The sequence below is a fragment of the Sphingomonas endophytica genome, assembly GCF_001476895.1.
GTDB lineage: Bacteria > Pseudomonadota > Alphaproteobacteria > Sphingomonadales > Sphingomonadaceae > Sphingomonas > Sphingomonas endophytica_A.
This window is the reverse complement of sequence record NZ_LDTB01000302.1, coordinates 1-697: the sequence shown is the minus strand read 5'-3', so window position 1 is coordinate 697 and position 697 is coordinate 1. Positions and strand designations below refer to the sequence as shown.

The following is a 697-nucleotide window of genomic DNA, read 5'->3' as shown; positions in this document are numbered from 1 at the left end:
CCCCTGATAGCGCGTTCGCCAACAGTTGCAGTCCTGATCGCAGACCACCCTGATCCGCTCAACCGCCGGCTGCCAGGTGCGATCCGCAGCCGGACCGGCGGGACTGATCAGGACAAGCGCGACCTGTGCGAAACCGACGATCAGGTTAACCATGACGGTATCCACCCCTTGAGAGCGCCTCGGATCGGCATGCCCACGAAAGTCGTGCCGTCTTTCATAGCAGCTTGCCCTTGAATGAACCGGCCGTCATGAGGCCGTCGCACTGCACAAACTTGTGCAGATGCTTATTTTGTTGCCGGATTCGTGCTATAGTTCGACTCGAACAGAGTGATGGCTGGCACGCCTATGCGGTTTCTCGGTCTCGTTCTAAGGACGCTTTTTCTGCTCGTCGTGGTGGTAACAACGGCCCGGGTGGCCATGCCCCAGAATGAGAGCTTTGCGACTTTGTACGACACCCCTTCTGACCTGTTCCGCATCCTGCTCGGTGCCGCCGTCTGCTTCTTCGTTTGCATCCAGATCTTCCGATATTCGCGGGATCCTGTTGACATGCGCAGATGGGTTCCGATCGGTCTTGCGGTCCTGCCGCTGGCGCTGATTTGCGCACGCGTCATCTGGTAGCGCGCAGCGTCCCGCCTCGGCGCCCATACCGCCCGCCACGCGCTGCCCTTGCGGATCATTCTCCAGATCGGACAGGCTG

At 60.1% G+C, this 697-nt stretch carries 1 protein-coding gene; it reads right to left on the bottom strand.

Annotation, left to right across the window (positions count from 1 at the left end):
* Positions 1-366: 366 nt before the first annotated feature.
* The coding region (locus NS334_RS18965) for a hypothetical protein (RefSeq protein WP_206542743.1) at positions 367-697 on the bottom strand (331 nt) is incomplete at its 5' end.